The following is a 16,512-nucleotide window of genomic DNA, read 5'->3' as shown; positions in this document are numbered from 1 at the left end:
CGATTCCGTGATGTCTGGGCGTCGCCATTGCCTTTGGAGGGCGGCAGGGGCAGGGCAATAACCTCCCGTCCTTGCCATAAGAAGGCCTTGGCAAGGATTCCCTATAAGGCGGAAAGCGGCGGAGTTGGGTCTTTCGGGATGCTATGGGGAGCTCGAAAGACCCACAACGAGAAAAAGCATCACCAGGCATAAGTGCGGTTTATGTATAAGCCGCCCATCCCCGCCGTTGGGCAATATGGAGCCAATCCAGCTTATGGGCTCGAGCTGCGGGCAATGTCCGCTGCGACCTCCGCAAGGCAGCCCGCTTTAGTCGAACGTTGGTTCGTTGGAGAGCGTTTTACGTGGCCGTGCGATATCGCTCCGCGACATGCGCCTGCCTGATGTCCGAAAGCAGGGTTTGCCGTGCTGCATCCAACGCGTCCCAGCGCGCGGCGGCCTGCAGTGGCGGGATGGTCACCAGCTCGCGGCGGTCGAAAGCAACCAGCGCTGCGTCCACCAATTCGCCCACTTCCATCAAATCGGGGAGCGCATTGATGTCGATGCCCGCACGCTCCCAGATCTCCGTGCGGGTACCCGCGGGGAGGACTGCCTGCACATAAACGCCCTTGGGCGAAAGCTCCAGGCTCAGGCCCTGGGAGAGGAACAGCGCGAAGGCCTTGGTCGCACCGTAGACCGACATGCCGAACTCCGGCGCCAATCCAACCACTGAGCCGATATTGACGATCGCGCCTTCGCCGGCCCGGGCAAGCCGCGGGGCGATTGCATTGGCGAGTCGGACAAGAGCGGTGGTGTTGAGCGCGACAATGCGAGCGACATCATCGGTCGCCTGATCGATGAAGCTGCCGGACTGGGTTGCCCCGGCATTGTTGACAAGGATCCCGATGCGGGAGTCGTCGCGCAGGCGCGTTTCGACGGCGGCCAGATCGTCGGTCTGGGTGAGATCGGCCTGGAGGATATCGACTGCAACTCCGTGTTCTTCGCGCAGCCGAGCCGCAAGGGTTTCCAGTCGTGATTTGTCTCGGGCAACCAGCACGAGGTCGTGGCCGCGCCGTGCGAAGCGCTCGGCGTAGGTCGCACCGATACCGGACGACGCGCCGGTAATGAGGACTGCAGGAGTAGTGGTCATGGGTTGGCTCTCTTTTGCGGGGAGGTGTTTGGTGAATGTATGAAGAGAAATGCGGCGTGCGACAGCGCGGCGTCCGAGCGTTCAAGCCGCACGAGGCGTCGGTGGCGGCGTTCTGACTATTTGACCTTGAGAACGACTTTGCCTTTCGAGCGACCGGATTCGACGTAGGCCAAAGCCTCGTTGGCTGACTCAAAGGCGAAGCTGCGATCGATCACCGGGCGAATGGCGCCAGCCTCGACCAGCCGGCCAATCTCCCGCAGCTGTTGGCCGTTGGCCCGCATGAAAAGGAAGGAGTACTTCACAGACCTGCATTGGGCTCTTCTTCTGACGCCGGCACTCAGCAGGCGAATGACAAGACGGACCAACCACGACGCCCCAATGCGGGTCGCGAATGCCGGGTCGGGAGGGCCGGAGATCGAAATGAGCGTCCCGCCTGGTTTCAGGACACGCAGGGACTTCTCCAAGGCGCCCGCGTCCTGGCTATGCAGAACGACGTCGTAGTTCCGCAGGACCTTCTCGAAATCCTCGTTCTTGTAGTCGATGACGGTGTCCGCGCCCAGGCTCTTCACCAGATCGACGTTGGCACTGCTGGTCGTCGTGGCGACCGTGGCCCCGAGCTGCTTCGCCAGCTGGATGGCGGAAATGCCTACACCGCCGGACCCTGCTTGGATGAAGATCTTTTGCCCGGCCTGCAGATTGGCTCGTTCAACCAGCGCCTGCCAGGCGGTCAGGCTCACCAACGGAAGCGATGCGGCTTCTTCCATGGTGATGTTGCCTGGTTTCGGCGCGACATCGTTCTCGTTCACGGCGACGAGCTCCGCGAAGGTGCCGATGCGCAGATCCGAAGGCCGCGAATAGACCTCGTCGCCTACTTTGAACTGCCGAACACGAGGGCCAATGCGGGTCACGATACCTGCCACGTCATGGCCCAGGACGAGCGGCATGCGGTAAGGCAGCATGAGCTTGAATTCACCGCTCTTGATCTTGGAATCCAACGGATTCAAGGCTGCCGCGTGAACCTGGATCAATACTTCATCGTCCCGGAGCACGGGCTCGGGCACTTCGCCTAACCGCATCGGTTCCTTCTTGCCGTAGCGATCGATGATGAAAGCTTTCATGGTGTTTTTCTCTCGTAGATGCATCGAGTTGTGGCAAATGACGAATGCGGTGGTTCGCTTGCGCAGGGCATGTCCCGGCCATTGACCCCAAGGACGCTTGGAGCGATGCGATATGCGCCTGCTTGCCTTTATCGCTGGCATGAATCGGAGCGACATCAGAGTATGACGAACATCATATTTCGTGGCGGCAAATAGGTCGCGGAATGCCCTCTGCGTTAGTCGTTGGAAATGAGATGGTTCAGTGCGGCCTTGCGCAACGCATCCGAGAGCCGCGGATCATCGACGGCGCGAGCCAATATCAACGCTCCGACCATGGTGGAGGCAGTCACCATGGCGCGTTCGTGCACACCGGGTTCTCCCCAGTCGGGAAACTGGCGTGCGATAAGGTCGATCATTTCCTTGATGCGGCGCGTGGCGGCTCGTCGTACTTCTGGCGTCTGGCGGGGCATCTCCGAGCCGAGGGCGGCCGTCGCGCACCCCGTTTCGATACTGTTTACGTGCATTTCAGAGAGGTAGGCCTGCACCATCGCCTGAAACGTCTGCCCGGGAGGCACGGCCGCAGCCACGCTCTCCATCGCCTGCACGGCTTCGCTACCCGCACGATCCGCCGCCTCGGCCAACATGGCCTCGCGCGAAGCGAAATGGGCATAGAAGCCGCCGTGGGTCAGGCCAGCGGCCTTCATGATGTCCGCAACGCCAGTGCCGTTATAGCCGCTACGTCGGATCGCACGCGCCGCTGCCTCGACGATGCGGTCGTGAGTGGCTTCCTTGGATCGGGTGGCCGTCTTTCTCATATTACACGCATCATATAATGTCTGACGCCTGATGCAAGCGGAGGGCGACGAACGGTAGATGTGGGTCGCGGGATACCGGTGGGTGCCTGGCGGCAGTGACTTCCTGTGCCGTTGGTCGATTTGCCCTGCAACGGCGTTTTAGCCTGGCGAAGCCAGCCCTGCCTATGTGTTCGAGCTGCTGGTAGTGTCCGCGGTGACGTCCGCAAGATCGTCGCCGAACTGGTGTGCGGGCGTGCGGCCAATCGCCCGCCAGCCGCGTGGCGGCATCGGCGGGCAAGCGGCCCATGGGGTTCACCGGCAACCGGCGCTGACGATCCACGCCCGCGAGTCGAACCACACGCCGTCATCGCGATGATGTTGCGCGACGATTGCGCGGAGTCGCGCCCGCTCGCGCTCGGCGGAAGCCGCATCCAGCGATGGCGACGCTTCGCGCGTGGCCTGGAATCGCCCGATCCATTGCAACGCGGCTTCGACGCTGTCGCCGTAGTACACGGGTTCGTGCACGTCCTGGAACGTCGCATCCGCGAAGCCGGCTGCATCCAGAATCCGCTCGACAACCGCGGAGTCTGCAAGCGAGAACGCGGCCGAGGACTGCGGACGGTCTCCCTGGATCGCCAGGGACCACTCGTTGGCCTCGAGTGCCTGCCACACCATCATGACCAGACGGCCGTCGGCCGCCAGCGCGCCACGGACGTTGCGCAATGCCGTGATGGGATCGGCGAAGAACATCGTGCCGAACCGACTGATCGCGACGTCGAAACCCTGCGCCGGCAACGGATGCGTCTGCGCGTCGCCGTGCTCGAATCGCACGTTGCGCACCCCTTCGGCTGCGGCAAGTTCGCGTGCGCGGGCGAGGCGGCAAGTTCGCGGGCGCGGGCGATCATCGGTGCCGAGTTGTCGCTGCCCACCGCGCGGCCGGCCGATGCGGCGCGCGCCGCATCGCGGGTGGTCTTGCCGGCTCCGCATCCGATGTCCAGCACGCGCTCGTGGGCATGAATCGCGCACGCACGGCGGAACGCGCGGTCGTGCAGCTGGAGCTCCGCATCGTAGTCCACGGCACGGACGCCGCTCGTTGCGCGCTCGTCTGGCGAAGTCGTTTCGGGAAACTCCATCATTCTTCCCTGCGTCCTGTCGGCCTCGAGTTGGCAAGCGTAAGGGAAACGGGAACAGGTTCGGTGTTGCGCGAGAGACAAGGCATCCGGGATCGGCGCGGGTACCCCGCATGGCCGGTTCGCTGATGCCCGCTTTCACTCAGCGATCCGGCGATACTGCAACCGGATCGCTTCCCGGAAACGCCCAGGCATGAGTTCGGAATCATCATCCGCAGCAAAGCAGACTGACGCATCCGCCGTCCGGATCGGCGCGCTGGTACCGCTGAGGCGGCCTGGCTGGGTGGAGGCGGGCCAGCACCTGCTCGCTGGGCTCGAGCTGGGCGTTTGCGAAGTCAACGGCGCCGGCGGAATCGACGGAAGGCCACTCGAGCTGATGGTGCGAGACACCGCCGCTGATCCGCAGCGGGCCGCGGCGGCCGTGGATGAATTGGCTCGCCTGGGCGCGGTTGCCTTGGCGGGGGAGTATCACAGCGTGGTCGCTCGCGCGGTGGCTGCCAGGGCCGACGCGCTCGGCCTGCCCTTCCTGTGCTCGTCGGCGGTGCTCGACGCGCTCACCGAACAGCCAACGCACTGGGTCGCGCGCCTGGCCCCGGCGCAGTCCCGCGGCTGGCGGATCTACGCGGATTTCCTGCTCGGCGCGGGCCACAGCCGGATCGCCGTGGCAGCCCAGTCGAGCGTCTACTGGGCATCAGGAACCCGCATTCTGCGGGACACCCTCGCGCCGCGCGGCGGCACGGTGATCGAATTCGACATGGGTGCGCTGGGCGCCGCGGCGGTGTGCGACGCACTCGTCGACAACCGCGCGACAGCCCTGCTTCTACTGGTCGGCACTCCGGAGCCGGCAGTGTCGATCGTCAAAGCCGTCCGCCACGACCCGCGCCTGGCCGGGATCATGATGGGCGCGCCGGCCGGGCAACCGGAGTTCACCGAATGGGCGAGGTTGCTGGGTGACGACGGCGCCGCGATCCCGTTCCTGCGCTATCTGCCCGAGCGGCTCGGGGCACTCGGGGCCCGAGTCGAGACGGCACTGCGTGAGCGGCTGGGCGAAGTACCCTCGTTCGTCGCCTTCGAAGGCTACGACACCATCACCGTTCTCGCCGATGTGCTGCGTTCCCACGGCGTGGACCGGCCGCGCATCGCCGAATCATGGCCGGGTGTTTCCGTCGAAGGCACGCGTGGCCAGATCACGTTCTCGCGCACGCCAGGCATCGGCGTCTGGCAATGGGCCTGGCCGCCCATCCAGGTCGTCGATCGGGATCCGGTGCAGCCCGATCGCTTCCGGATCCTCCACGCCGCACCTTAGGGTGCGCCCTGGCGCACCTCCGGGCGGTGAGCCAGCCAGTCCGCGTAAGGCGGGTCAAGACCCGCCCTGCAAGAGCGGACTTGAAGCAGGATAGTGTCGGTAATCGCTGGAGATCATGATGCAAAGTGCGGATCACAAGTTCGACCTGGTTCTGTCCTATCCGCAGTGGCAGGGATCAGGGCGTTCGCAGCATCTGCGCAGGGGCGCACTGGCTGCGGCTGAGGTCTGCCGCCGGTACGGGCCGCTGGTGCAGGTTCCCGATGCCGGAGCAGGCGAGGATGTCGGCGGGATCCATCGCTGGACCGCGATCGTCGAGCAGTTCCGTTCGGCCAAGGCGATGCTCGACGAGAAGCAGCCGCGTTCCGTGTTGACCGCTGGTGGAGACTGCGCCTGCGACGTCGCCGTGATCGATTATCTGCATGGACGCTACCCGGACCTGACCGTGCTCTGGGTGGACGCGCATCTGGATGCCAACACGGCAGCGACTTCGCCCAGCGGCAACTTCCACGGCATGCCGGTCGCCGCGATCATGGGCTCGGCCCCGGCCGATCTGCGGGCGCTGCTCTCAACGCCGCTGCCGCCCTCGCAATTCCGTTATGTCGCGGCGCACGTGGGCGATGATGGCGACTGGGAATTCCAACGCAATAACGCCTTGTCGTGGCTCGATCCCGATCGACCGGTTTCGGGGCCTATCCATGTGCATTTCGATCTGGATGCGCTCGATCCCGCCGCATTCCCGCATGTGGCCTATCCGGAGGGCAGGCTGTCGATGGAAGCAGGCCTGGCTGTGGTGCGCGGGGCCGCCGCCGGCTGCGCGCTGGTCGGGCTCACGATCACCGAATTCGCGCCCGCCGACGGGCGCGGTGCGATGGAGGGCAGCCGCTTCCTCGAGCGGTTATGCGAGGCGGCGGTCGCAGGCTGACGCTACAAACAGAACAGGTACGGCTCGCTCTTCCCACATCACTGGAAACGCGTTTTCGTTCGCCTCGTTTGACCGATCGCATGTTCGTTGCGAACGAAAATATGTCAGCGGCAACCGTTACCGGTGCGCTGATGCCATGTGCCATCGGTGCGCTGCGACTGCCACTCGTGTCACGGAAGCGGGTGTTTGCGATTCCTATACTCGGTCGCTGTCTACCCCCGGAGACAGCGCATGATCACACGCAGGCAGTTCCTCGCCACCAATGGACTGATCGTCGCCGGCACGGCAACCGGCGCGGTGAGGAGCGGCTTGTTTGGGCCGAGCCCGCAGGCGTTGGCCGCACCCACCGCAACCGCGTCGGACTCGGGCATACGGTGGACGACCGGCCGGCTGCTGCCGACGTTCGCCGAGCCGGTACATCTGCATGCGGCGAGCGTTGCGAGCCTGCCGGGCGAGGATCAACTCCTGCTCACCACCCTGCAGGGCCTGGTGAACCGGCGCAAGCCCGCGCTGTATTTCGTCTACGACCGCGGCGCGGACACGCCAGACGAACGCTGGCTCGCCGGCTTCGACCAGGACCAGGTAACCCTGCACGCCGACGCGTTGTCGTTGATCGCCGCGTATCGCGATCGCGCCGCGGGCGCGATCGTGTACGACCCCGAGGTGCCGGATTCGATCAACATCGCGACCACCCTGGCCGGGCTCGAGAACGCGGTAGTCGCCACCGCGGAGCAGGCGGCGCGGTACGGGTTCCCGATCATCGAGGACCTGCGCGCGCGCTTCGCCGGCCAGGACAAGGTGCAGATCTACCGCTGGCAACTCGAGCACCTGTGGCCGCGTTGCGAACACCGGCTGCTCGCCGGGTTGCCGCCAACCCGCGTGGTCGACGTCGAAGGCGTCAGCTGGCGCGAAGTCGCGCGCGAGACGCAGGAAATCCGGGATTCCTCCAACCGCGCGTTCCTGACCTTCGACCTCAGCCAGGAACTGGGCGGCGAAGCGGTGTACCTGCGCTTTGCCGATGCATTCACGTTCGATGGCTGGGGCGCCTCAGTCGGCGGCCTGGTCGCAACCGCCGATGGCGCGGTGATCGCCGAGTTCATTCCCGGCACCGCCGACGAGGAACCGTTCCTGTTTTCCGGTAATTCCGCGATCGGCGGCGACCAGAACCGGTTCGCCGATGGCGGCAACTATTTCGTCTACCGGCTCCAGCCGCCGGCGGGAACGACATCCTTCACCGTGACGGTCGACATCTGGAACCAGTACCTGGTGACCGCGACCGACACCGCGCCGTCACGGCGCGAGCCGGTCGCGTACTTCCGCGACTACGTCGTGGCAACCAGGGCGATGGTGGTGTGGCTCGACCCCAACGGCGAGCCCGGCGAGCTGCTGGCCGAGATCTTCGACCGCACGGCGAGCACCACGCCGTACCTGGGCTGGTTCTCCAACGACGTGGCAGGGGAATGGGGCGGCGTCGATCTGGCGGCGGCGCATCGGGTCGAAGTGTTCGCCGCGGATTTCTACATGAACGGCACCGTGCATGGCGGCGTGCATGCGGACATCTCGACCCGGCCGAGGCGATTGCGGCAGGCGCCGGTGGAGAACAGGATCTATCTGACCCTGACCTTCGGCGAAGGCGACAACCTGCAGTTCTGCCAGCGCCATTTGCGCGAGCTGTGGGACCACCCCGATCGGGGCAGGGTCCCGACCAATTGGACGATCAGCCCGGTGCTTGCAGACGCCGGGCCCGCGATCTACCGCTATTTCCAGAAGACCGCGACCGCCAACGACCTGCTGATCTGCGGGCCGTCTGGCGCCGGCTATACCTACGGCGGATCCTGGCCCGGTGCGAGCTTCGCCGACTACGCCGATGTCACCGAGCGCTATCTGCGCCGCACCGGCCTGGATCTGGTGTACGCCTACAACAATCGCAACGACAGCGACAACGGCTGGGTTCCACTCGACGGCGCGGTCCTGGAGACCTACCGCACGCGCACCAGCCTGCGCGGCATCATCCAGTCCTGGGAGACGGGCGGGATCCTGGGCGCCGGCGAGCTGCCGGTGATCGGCAACTACAGCAAGCCGGGCAATGCGGCCGAATACAAGCAGGCGCTCGACGCGCACGTCGGCGAGTGGAATGGCGAATCACCGTTCTTCATCGCGGCCGGCATCAATGCCTGGAACTGGAACCCGCACGACATCGTCGAGCTGGCCGCGCTGGTGGCCGAAGACGATCGCTACCGGATCGTGCTGGCGGACACCTTCTTCGATCTGCTCAGGCGCGCGCCGAACCCGCAGCCGCGCTAGCGGCTTCGTCGGCGCAGCCCGGTAAGCGAAACGCATCCGGCGCCCTGACGCTGGTGCTGCGAACCACCGGGGCGCGGCCTGCGGCCCGGGGTGCGGCGAGCGCATCCGCACGCGAACGCGAGTCGCTCGGCTCAGTCGGCCGTGGCCCTGTAAATCATGTGTCCCTGGCGAAACGCGCACCGCACCCTGGCGAAGTTGCGCGGATCGTCTGCCGGATCCGCGTCGAGCACGACGATGTCGGCGTCCATGCCCATCGCAAGCGTGCCGCGTCGATCGCTCTCGCGCCACGTCTTCGCTGGCTCCGTCGTGAGCGAGGCGAGAATCTGCATCGGCGACAGGCCGGCGTCCGCCATCAGTGCGTATTCCTGCGCGGGGTCGTAATCGGTCATGTAGCCGACGTCGGTGCCGAAGATCACGCGCCCGCCGGCGGCGACGAACGCGCGAAAATGGTCGATCGTCATCTTGATCAGGCCCCTGGCGACATCGTCGGGCACCTGCTGCTTTTTCAACTCGTAGCCGAGCAGCTTCAGCGTCGGAATCATCGCCATGTCCGCATCGACGAACTGGCGCAGGACCTCGTCCGGCCACGGTGTCTCGGCGCCCAGCGTCGTATGCGCCAGGATATCGACGCCGGCGGCGATGGCGGTGCGCACACCCTCGATGTCGGTCGGATGCGCGATCACCAGCTGATCGTGGCGATGGGTCTCATCGGCGGCCGCACGCGCGATGGCTACGGGCATGCGCTTGATGGTGCCACGCTCGTCGGTGGGCGGCGCAACGAAGAGTTTGGTTGCATCGGCGCCGGCGGCGACGTTGTCGCGGACTACCTGGACCGCTGCCTGAGCGGTTACCGGCTGAGGCAGGCGATCGCGCACTTCCTTCGGGACGTGCGACAAGTAGATGGGGATCCCCTGTGGCGGAAACACGGGCAGCCCGACGGTCAGTATTCTCGGCCCGGGCACTTCGCCGCTTTCGATCCGCGCGCGCAACGCGAGCGAGTTGTCGCGATCGAATGCAGCGGTATCGACGACGGTGGTATAGCCGTAACGGGTGAGCATCGAGGTCAGCGCGTCCTTCAGCGACGCTCCGGACTTGTCGCGCGCATTGGTGAACGCCTCGCCGATGAAATGCACGTGGCTGTTCTGAAAGCCGGCAGTGACGATGCCGCCGCTGCATTCCGAGACGGGCGTTCCGCCCGGAATCGCGATCTCGCCAGCGCCCACTGCGGCGATCTTGCCGTCGCGCACGAACACCGCGCCGTTCTCGATGGGTCTGGCATCCGCTGCGACGTAGAGCCTGGTTGCCTTCAACGCCCAGGTGGCGTTGGCGTCGCTCGCGAGCCCGGGCGTAGATGCGACCAGCGAGGCGAGAACGGCGAGATGCGCCGCGTGCCGGATTGCGAGCATGGGAGAGTTCCGGATGACCGCGTCGGCGGCATGATTGCAAATCGGCACCTGCGTTGCCACCAACGGGAGATCTGCATGGGGTACGCCCTGTCGCACCACCCTGGCCGCCGGGCCAGCGAATCCGCTTAAGGCGGGCTTGAGCCCGCCCTACGCTCAACAGCCAGAAATAATGTGCTCGGGAATGTCGTTTTCCGCGAACCCAGCTCGTCGTTCCCATGCCAGCAAACGAGGTCGGATCGAACGATGACCATAGGGGTGCGCCCTGGCGCACCACCCGGGCTCGCACGACAGATCAGCCGAAGGAGGGGCCGCGATGCGCAAAGCCCTGGCAACCAATCACCCGACGCCCGATGGCGTCATGCAATCACCTGGAGCCTTGCAATGACCCCCACTATCACCGCCTTTGCAACGTCGCCCGATCGCGGCAAGGGTCTGGCGCGCGACATGCGCGTGCGCTGGGCGCTCGAAGAAGTAGGCCAGCCGTACGACGTGCGTCTTGTTTCGTTCGAGGAGATGAAGCAGCCCGCGCATCTGGCGCTGCATCCTTTCGGGCAGATCCCGACCTATGAAGAGGACGATCTCGTCCTGTTCGAGTCCGGGGCGATCGTATTGCATCTCGCCGAGCGCCATGCGGGCCTGCTGCCGGACGATGCGAATGCCCGGGCGCGCGCGATCTCATGGATGTTCGCCGCGCTCAACACGGTGGAGCCGCCGATCGTCGAGCGTTCGATGATTGGACTGCTGGAGCGCGATGAGACCTGGTACGCGCAGCGCCTGCCGGCTGTCGAGGGTCGCTTGCGCAAGCGGTTGGGCGAACTGTCCCGCCGCCTGGGCGATGCCGACTGGCTCGATGGCGCCTTCAGCGCCGGCGATCTGATGATGGTGTCGGTGCTGCTCAGGTCGAAGAGCTCGGGAATCCTGGACGAATATCCGAACCTCTCCGCCTATGTCGCCCGAGGCGAAGCGCGGCCCGCCTACCAGCGTGCGTTCGCCGCGCAACTGGCGGTATTCGAGACGCAGGGCCGGGCCTGAGGCAGCGTCGCCCGGGTAAGCGACGCGCGGCTGGGTTAGCCATCAGCCTGCAGGCGCTACGGTTCCGGCACGCGCGTCAATTGGGTGTACGCGATCTGCCAACGGCCTTCGCGCCTGGTCCAGACATGCGCGATCCGCAGCACGCGACGGTGCTGCGCACCATCCTGTGTCCATGCCAGGTGCAGCAGGCCGCGGACCAGGGCGGTATCGCCCCACACCGCTTGCGCAGACTCCTCCACGACGTATCGGTCGATCCTGAATCCGGGCAGCCTGAAGTCGTCGAGATACGATTGTTTGGCCTGCAGCGAGGAATCCGAGTTGACGAGGATGTAGTCGCCGGCGACGAGATCCGAAAGTGCCGCGATGTCGCTTCGCATCGTCGCCTGTCGATATGCGCTTACGGCTTCGGCAAGTTCCGGCGGCATTCCGGCGGCGCCGTTGTGCGATGCCTGTGAGGCAAACGTCGCGGTGGGCACCGCCAATACCGTCGCAGCCAGCGCCAATAAAACCAGGCGCAGCAGGCCGATCGCATATCCGCCTCTGTTCGGCATGATGGTTTTCCTCCAAATCGGTCCGCGAGACATTCGTCGTGTCCGGCCGGCACAGACTCCGGCACGAACGACTCATGGACTGAGTAGGGGAAACCCGTATCGCGTTCAAGAACGCACTTCCGGGTAACCACAGGAGGGAATCCGCTACTGAGGCCACACCCGGCGTGGATGCGGGCGACGCATTTCCGTATCAGTCGTCCCGCGCGCCGGCGGTGAAGACGTAGCGTCCCGATCCGACGTCGATCGCCACGGCATCGCCATCCATCGTGGCCGAATGCACGCCGTTGGCGGCGTCGAGCGGAACGCCGGACTCGCGTACCACCGCGGCGCTGGCGGCCGGAATCCGAACGGTCGCCGTCGTTCCCACCGGCACCTGCGCTACCAGCTGCAGTCCCCTGGCCGTGCGCTGCCAGCTGCACGACACCGCGCCGTAGGGCGTGGACAGCGAGGCGCGCGCCGATGCCAGCTGGCCGGTGAGCCGCGGCGCGATCGAGATCCTGCGCCAGCCCGCGCGCTCGTCCGGCCGGATGCCGGCGACGTCGTGGTAGAACCAGTCGTCGATCGTGCCCAGGAAGTAGTGCCCGCGCGAGCGCGCCTCGCGCGCCCAGTGTTCCCACATGGTGGTGGCGCCGTTGGCGAGCTTGTAACCCCAGCTCGGGTAGCTGGTCTGCACCGCGAGCGCGTAGGCAAGGTCGGCATGGCCGTATCGGGTGAGGACCGGCAGCAGGTACTTGGTGCCGAGGGCGCCGGTATTGAGATGGGTGCCCTTGGCACGCACGTCGGCGGCGATGCCGTCGGCGACCCGCTGGGCGGCCGCCGCGTCCGGCGCCAGCTCGAACGCGAGCGCCAGTACGTTGTGCGTCTGGCGGTAGCCGCGATCGCCGATGCCGCGGTAGTGGCCGGTTTCGGGATCGAGGAACTCGGCATTGAAAGCGGCTTGCACCGCCCGCGCCCGTGCCGCGAAACCGGCGGCATCGGCGGAACGGCCGCGCACTTCGGCGATGCGTTCCATCGTCCGCAACATCCGGTATAGAAAAGCGGTTGCCGAAACGCGGGTGTCCTCGGGCGCATTTCCGCCCGCGGGGCTCGCCTCGGGGCTGACCCAGTCGCCCAGGCGTGAGTCGGCGATGCCACCCGGAGAGCGCGCATACTCCAGGTCGACATAGGCCTTCATGCCGTCGTAGTGCGTATCGAGCACCCGCCGGTCGCCCTGGTACTGGTAGAGCCACCAGGGAATGAGCACGTAGGCCGAGTGCCAGGGCGGCGCGGTGCCCCAGTCGCCCCAGTCCGCAGAACTGGGCGCGATCACCATCGGCGCTCCGTCCGCGCGACGACTGTCGTGGACATCGCGCATCCATTTCGCAAACAGCTCACCGGTGTCGAGATTCATCAGGAACATCTCGGCGCCCAGAGCCGCATCGCCGGTCCAGCCGTTCTTCTCGAACATCGGCGTATCGGTGGGAATGCCGTGCAGGTTGTTGTACAGCGTGCGCACCACCGCTTCGTGCGTGGCGTTCATCACCGGCTCGGCGCTGGTGAACGACCCGGTGCGCGCGGCGGCGGTATGCACGACAAGCGCTGTGAACGCCGACAGCGGCGGCGCGCCGCCGGGCCAGCCGCCGACCTGGATGTACTGGAACCCCTTGTACGAGAAGCGCGCGTTCCAGCGCTCCGGCGCGCCGGTGCCCGCGAGCACGAACCGGTCGGTCTGGAATCCGGATCCGAATCCACCGTTGTTGGACACGTCGACCAGGCCCGAGGCGAGCAGCTTCTCGCCGTACTGGAACCGGATCGTCGTGCCCGCTGGGCCTTCGGCGACGACGCGCACGTTGCCTGCGACGACGCTAGGGAAGCCGATCACATAAGTCCCGGGCACCGGTTCGGCGATCGACGTGGCGGGCAGCTCCTCCGCGATCCGGATAGGCGGCTGGCGCTGGGCGATGAGCTCGCCGCGGGGCCCGCGGCCCACGCTGGCCGCGGCCCAGCCTGCGTCGTCGAAGTCCGCCGTGTCGTAACCGGGTTGCACGTGGGCGGCATCGTAGGTTTCGCCGGCATACAGATCGTCGAACCGGGTGGGACCGTCGTGGATGCGCCAGGTGTCGTCGGTCACGACATCCTGGATGCGGCCGTCGGCGTACTCGATCCGCAACAGCGCGCGCACCACCGGTTCGTCGTGCCAGGGCGCCTGGTGCCACCGCCACACGTTCGCGCCGGTCATGCCGTAGAACCCGCGGCCGAGTTCCGCGGCGATCGCATTGCGCCCCTGGGCGAGCCGCGCCGTCAGGTCGACCGCGACGTACTGGACCGTGTCGTCGTAGTCGGTGAATCCGGGTGAGAGCAGATCCTGGTTCACGGGTCGGCCGTTGACCCGGAAGTCGGCGTATCCCCCGGCCGCGTAGTACAGCGTGGCCGCGGCGATGTCGCCGTCGATCTCGAACGCGCGGCGGACCAGCGGCGCAGGCATTGGTGGCGCCGCCGGGGGACGCGCATCCGTGGCGGGCGGACGCCGGTTGCCAATCCAGCGTGCTTCGCCCCAGTCGCCGTCGTCGAACAGGCCGGTACGGAACCACGAGGAAGCGCGGGCCACGCCGGCATTGGTCCGCACTTCGACCGTCCACGTATAACGCGTGCCCGGTGCGAGCGCAGGCCCGGCGTACTCGACTTCGATGGAAGCATCTCCCGCCACCGCACCCGAGTCCCACTGCATTCCATCGGGCCCGCTCACGACCAGCCGGTAGGACGCCTGGCGCACGTCGCGCGTATCCGAGTCGATGACCCACGAGAAGCGCGGCCGCGCCACGTCGATGCCGAGTGGCTCGGCCCTCCTCTCGACCGCGAGCGCGCGCAGGGCGAGCGATGCCTGACGCGCCGCAGTGGCCGGGAAAACGGCGATGACGAGCGCGAGGCATGCGATCAACACGCGCAGGCCAGGTGTGATGCGCTGCGCCGGACTGGGGGCACATGCGGCCACGGTATTGGCGATGCATGGCTCCGCCCTTGGGATGCGTCTATGCACGATGTCTCCCTCGTTGCCCGTCAATCGATTGCGTCTCGGCTCAGCGCAACCGCATGCATGCCATCTCGCATCTCGGTGGCTGTGCACAGGATTGCATACCGCGCAACGCGCATACCTCGACCCGGACAAAACGGGGCCAGGTGAACGCGTGCTCAGCGCGCGTCTTGTCGTTCTTGGCAGCACGCAGCGGCTTGCGCGAGCAGCCAGGCGCGGAAGGCGCGGATTTTTTCGCTGGTGCGCAGCGTGGTCGGATAGGTCAGCCAGTAATCGCGCTGGTCGCGCACGACCAGTTCGAACGGCTGCAGCAGGCGGCCGGCCGCGATGTCCTGCTCGAAGAACAGCGGCGAGCTGAGCGCCACGCCGTGCCCGGCGATCGCGGCGGTCACCGCGTGCTGCTCGACGTCCAGCTCGACGCCGGGTTTTGTGGTGAGTTCGGCGTCCGCCAGCCCCGCGGCGGCGAACCAGGCGCGCCACCAGCGCTCGCGGCCGAAACGCGGTAGCGCCAACATGTCCGCCGGCGTGCGCAGGCGTTCGCGCAGCGCCGGACTGCACAGCGGGGTGAACAGGCTGGGCAGCAGGAAGTCCGCATCCAGGCCGGGCCACTCGCCGGCGCCGATGCGGATCCCGACATCGAACTCGCCCCGGTTCAGGTCGACCAGTTCCACTGTGGTGTCCAGCCGCACCGCGAGCCTGGGATGCGTCAGCTGGAACGCGCCCAGGCGCGGGACCAGCCACGCCGACGCGATCGTCGGCAGCGCGGTGATCGCCAGCTCGGTTTCCACGCGTTCGATCGCCTGCGCGAACGCCGTGCGCAATTGCTTGAACGCATCGAGCACCGCGGGCGCCAGCCGGTGCCCGGCCGGCGTGAGCACCACCTGCCGCGGCTGGCGATGGAACAGACCCAGGCCCAGGCGCCGTTCCAGCTGCTTGATCTGGTAGCTCACCGCCGCCTGGGTCATGTGCAGCTCGTCCGCGGCCCGGGTGAAGCTGCCCAGTCGGGCCGCGGCCTCGAAGGCACGGATCGCGGGCAGGGGAGGCAGCACTTTTGACATAAGGGCACCTTATTTATGAGAGATGGATTTCTCGTTGTGTACGTCGCGGCGCGGACCCTAGGATCGCTGTGATGCAGCGATTTAGCCCCGGACGCGTCCACCACACCCAGCTTGCGGACGACTATGTGCCAGTAGCCCTGCTAGGGCAAGGCGGCCTGCGATGAACGCCGGCTCCGGCCTGCTCTTCGCAATGGCATTGGCGGCGGCGGTCGCCATGCCTGGGCCGAGCACGGCCGCCGCGGTGGCCCGGGTGCTCACGAGTGGCCTCGGTGGCGCGGTCCGGCTGTGCGCCGGGCTGGTGCTGGGGGAACTGTTCTGGCTGTCGTGCGCCATTCTTGGAGTGGCCGCACTGGCGGACCGCCATCAGGGCCTGTTCGTGGCGATCCGCTACGCAGGCGTCGCCTACCTGCTGTGGTTGGCATGGAAGCTCTGGCATGCGCCGGCCGTCGCAACCGCTGCGGGCGATCGCGACGACGCGCGCCTGCCGTTCGCGGGTCTGGCCATCGCCCTGGGCAACCCGAAGACGATGCTGTTCTACGTCGCGCTGCTGCCCGGCATCGTCAGCCTCGACGACCTGTACTTGCGCGATGCGTTGCTGCTGGGCGCACTCGCGATCTGCGTGGTTGCCGGCGTGCTTGCCGCGTACGTGCTGGCGGCCGAGCGCCTCCGCCGCCACCTCCATTCCCCCGTTGCCTTGCGTCGCGTCGGCCGGGGCAGCGCACTGCTCATGACCGTGGCGGCGGGCGCGATCGTCAGCCGCTAACCACCCAAACCGG

At 66.6% G+C, this 16,512-nt stretch carries 13 protein-coding genes; 5 read left to right on the top strand and 8 right to left on the bottom strand.

The genetic code is table 11. The annotated features are described in order from the left end of the window. Window positions 1-337 precede the first annotated feature (337 nt). From MC380_RS05805 to MC380_RS05790, 4 genes are all read right to left on the bottom strand, one after another. A complete protein-coding gene (locus MC380_RS05805) occupies window positions 338-1,126 on the bottom strand; it encodes an SDR family oxidoreductase (protein ID WP_242163578.1) in 789 nt (262 codons plus the stop codon). Window positions 1,127-1,242: 116 nt separating this feature from the next. Continuing rightward, a complete protein-coding gene (locus MC380_RS05800; protein ID WP_242163576.1) occupies window positions 1,243-2,244 on the bottom strand; it encodes an NADP-dependent oxidoreductase in 1,002 nt (333 codons plus the stop codon). A gap of 215 nt (window positions 2,245-2,459) precedes the next feature. Then, the gene (locus MC380_RS05795) at window positions 2,460-3,038 is read right to left on the bottom strand and encodes a TetR/AcrR family transcriptional regulator (protein ID WP_242163574.1); all 579 of its coding nucleotides are present in this window, start codon (window positions 3,036-3,038) and stop codon (window positions 2,460-2,462) included. Window positions 3,039-3,329: 291 nt separating this feature from the next. After that, window positions 3,330-3,848, bottom strand: a complete 519-nt coding sequence (locus tag MC380_RS05790; RefSeq protein WP_343223544.1) for a methyltransferase domain-containing protein — start codon at window positions 3,846-3,848, stop codon at window positions 3,330-3,332. Window positions 3,849-4,340: 492 nt separating this feature from the next. Between MC380_RS05790 and MC380_RS05785 the strand changes: the two genes are divergently transcribed. The 3 genes from MC380_RS05785 (at window position 4,341) to MC380_RS05775 (ending at window position 8,679) form a co-directional block, all read left to right on the top strand. Then, window positions 4,341-5,453 carry an ABC transporter substrate-binding protein gene (locus tag MC380_RS05785; protein WP_242163572.1) on the top strand — a complete coding sequence of 371 codons (1,113 nt, stop codon included), beginning with the start codon at window positions 4,341-4,343 and terminating at the stop codon, window positions 5,451-5,453. A 115-nt stretch (window positions 5,454-5,568) separates the two neighbouring features. Next, window positions 5,569-6,375: an arginase family protein gene (locus MC380_RS05780; protein WP_343223543.1), complete on the top strand. Its 807-nt coding sequence runs from the start codon at window positions 5,569-5,571 to the stop codon at window positions 6,373-6,375. Between the two features lie 231 nt (window positions 6,376-6,606). Further along, window positions 6,607-8,679, top strand: a complete 2,073-nt coding sequence (locus MC380_RS05775) for a GxGYxYP domain-containing protein (RefSeq protein ID WP_242163570.1) — start codon at window positions 6,607-6,609, stop codon at window positions 8,677-8,679. A 131-nt stretch (window positions 8,680-8,810) separates the two neighbouring features. Here the strand turns inward: MC380_RS05775 and MC380_RS05770 are convergent, their stop codons facing one another. Next, the gene (locus tag MC380_RS05770; protein ID WP_242163568.1) at window positions 8,811-10,184 is read right to left on the bottom strand and encodes an amidohydrolase family protein; all 1,374 of its coding nucleotides are present in this window, start codon (window positions 10,182-10,184) and stop codon (window positions 8,811-8,813) included. Window positions 10,185-10,466: 282 nt separating this feature from the next. On the opposite strand from MC380_RS05770, the gene MC380_RS05765 reads away from it, so the two are divergent. Continuing rightward, window positions 10,467-11,117 carry a glutathione S-transferase family protein gene (locus tag MC380_RS05765; RefSeq protein ID WP_242102532.1) on the top strand — a complete coding sequence of 217 codons (651 nt, stop codon included), beginning with the start codon at window positions 10,467-10,469 and terminating at the stop codon, window positions 11,115-11,117. Between the two features lie 56 nt (window positions 11,118-11,173). Here MC380_RS05765 and MC380_RS05760 read toward each other — a convergent pair whose 3' ends face one another. From MC380_RS05760 to gcvA, 3 genes are all read right to left on the bottom strand, one after another. Continuing rightward, window positions 11,174-11,668: a nuclear transport factor 2 family protein gene (locus MC380_RS05760; protein WP_242163567.1), complete on the bottom strand. Its 495-nt coding sequence runs from the start codon at window positions 11,666-11,668 to the stop codon at window positions 11,174-11,176. 190 nt (window positions 11,669-11,858) lie between these two features. Beyond that, window positions 11,859-14,639 (bottom strand): alpha-L-rhamnosidase, encoded by a 2,781-nt coding sequence (locus tag MC380_RS05755; protein WP_242163565.1) that lies wholly within the window; start codon window positions 14,637-14,639, stop codon window positions 11,859-11,861. A 197-nt stretch (window positions 14,640-14,836) separates the two neighbouring features. After that, complete coding sequence (gcvA, locus tag MC380_RS05750; RefSeq protein ID WP_242163563.1) at window positions 14,837-15,736, bottom strand: transcriptional regulator GcvA; 900 nt, start codon at window positions 15,734-15,736, stop codon at window positions 14,837-14,839. A gap of 160 nt (window positions 15,737-15,896) precedes the next feature. On the opposite strand from gcvA, the gene MC380_RS05745 reads away from it, so the two are divergent. Then, window positions 15,897-16,499 (top strand): LysE family translocator, encoded by a 603-nt coding sequence (locus MC380_RS05745; protein ID WP_242163561.1) that lies wholly within the window; start codon window positions 15,897-15,899, stop codon window positions 16,497-16,499. Window positions 16,500-16,512 lie beyond the last annotated feature (13 nt).

This window comes from Lysobacter sp. M15 (assembly GCF_022662515.1).
Taxonomy (GTDB): Bacteria; Pseudomonadota; Gammaproteobacteria; order Xanthomonadales; family Xanthomonadaceae; genus JAKPBU01.
Note: the sequence above shows the minus strand (reverse complement) of the source record. Positions and strands in the feature narration are given on the sequence as shown.

Bases quoted from the DNA above. Each gene is read 5' to 3' on its own strand.
- MC380_RS05775 (WP_242163570.1), top strand. From the start codon at position 6,607: ATGATCACACGCAGGCAGTTCCTCGCCACCAATGGACTGATCGTCGCC.
- MC380_RS05800 (WP_242163576.1), bottom strand. From the start codon at position 2,244: ATGAAAGCTTTCATCATCGATCGCTACGGCAAGAAGGAACCGATGCGG.
- MC380_RS05785 (WP_242163572.1), top strand. From the start codon at position 4,341: ATGAGTTCGGAATCATCATCCGCAGCAAAGCAGACTGACGCATCCGCC.
- MC380_RS05760 (WP_242163567.1), bottom strand. From the start codon at position 11,668: ATGCCGAACAGAGGCGGATATGCGATCGGCCTGCTGCGCCTGGTTTTA.
- gcvA (WP_242163563.1), bottom strand. From the start codon at position 15,736: ATGTCAAAAGTGCTGCCTCCCCTGCCCGCGATCCGTGCCTTCGAGGCC.
- MC380_RS05780 (WP_343223543.1), top strand. From the start codon at position 5,569: ATGATGCAAAGTGCGGATCACAAGTTCGACCTGGTTCTGTCCTATCCG.
- MC380_RS05805 (WP_242163578.1), bottom strand. From the start codon at position 1,126: ATGACCACTACTCCTGCAGTCCTCATTACCGGCGCGTCGTCCGGTATC.
- MC380_RS05745 (WP_242163561.1), top strand. From the start codon at position 15,897: ATGAACGCCGGCTCCGGCCTGCTCTTCGCAATGGCATTGGCGGCGGCG.
- MC380_RS05765 (WP_242102532.1), top strand. From the start codon at position 10,467: ATGACCCCCACTATCACCGCCTTTGCAACGTCGCCCGATCGCGGCAAG.
- MC380_RS05795 (WP_242163574.1), bottom strand. From the start codon at position 3,038: ATGAGAAAGACGGCCACCCGATCCAAGGAAGCCACTCACGACCGCATC.